Below are 963 nucleotides of genomic sequence, written 5' to 3'. Positions count from 1 at the left end.
GGGGGCCGGCGCCGCGCGCCGGGGGGGGGGGTTGGGGGCGTCCCCCCCCCCCCCCCGGGGTCCCCCGGTCTCCCCCCCGGCGCCCCCCCCCCCCCGCCGGGCCCCCCCACGGCGTACTCGCCTCGCATGTACGGGTGGCGCGCACCTCGGCACGGCCTTCCCCACCGAGCGTCCCCCAGTTCGGCGCGCAGACAATCCCCACCAGCCCGGGAACGGATCACAGCGGGTACTGGGACAACAACAGCGCCTCCCTCATCGCGATGGGAAAGGCCATCGCGGGAAAGCCGATCTCATGAGCACCAGGATTCATGCTTCCACAGCACCGTCACTGGCCAAGAGGTTCGCAGTCACAGCCGTGCTGGTGATCACGACGCTGGGCCTGAACGCCTGTGGGGTGGAGACGGCGAAGGAACGGTCAAAGCCCACGATGACGCAAGACCAGGCGAAGAAACTGATCGACAGCTACCAGACAGACATTCTGGCGAATCTGCCCATCAAGCCGGTGTCGAGTCCGGCGCCATTCCGCGATCTGGAGTGCGACCTCAACAACGTTGGTCCGCACGGCCGGAAGCAGACTTGGCGGTCCGCCACCTTCGAGGACCTCCCACTGCCCGACAGGACACAAGCGGCGGACGCCTTCCGCACCTACCTCACCGGGCGGGGCTTCCAACAGGTCGAGGCCGACACCCATCTCGGCTGGGTGAAGATGAAGAACCCCAAGGACGACTTCGTCGCCGTCCTGGACGGAGCGGCCGACGGGAGCCGCATCTTCCAGCTGGACGTCAGCTCGCCCTGCGTCTGGCCCAACGGCACCCCACCGGCCTGATCCGGCTCCCTCTCCGTGGGGGCGCCCCCCCCCCCCCCGGGGGGGCCCCCCCCACCACCCCCCCCCCCCCCCCCCCCGCGGGGGGGGGCGGGCCCGGGGCCCCCCCCCCCGCCCCCCCCCCCGCCCCCCCCCCCGAA

At 72.3% G+C, this 963-nt stretch carries 1 protein-coding gene; it reads left to right on the top strand.

Annotated features, from left to right (window positions below; genetic code table 11):
- Window positions 1-355 precede the first annotated feature (355 nt).
- Window positions 356-826 (top strand): hypothetical protein, encoded by a 471-nt coding sequence (locus ACIBEC_RS41390; protein ID WP_396290265.1) that lies wholly within the window; start codon window positions 356-358, stop codon window positions 824-826.
- The last annotated feature ends 137 nt before the right edge of the window (window positions 827-963 follow it).

Origin of the sequence: Kitasatospora sp. NPDC051164, from assembly GCF_044455625.1 — a bacterium.
In the GTDB taxonomy this organism is placed as follows: domain Bacteria; phylum Actinomycetota; class Actinomycetes; order Streptomycetales; family Streptomycetaceae; genus Kitasatospora.
Note: the sequence above shows the minus strand (reverse complement) of the source record. Positions and strands in the feature narration are given on the sequence as shown.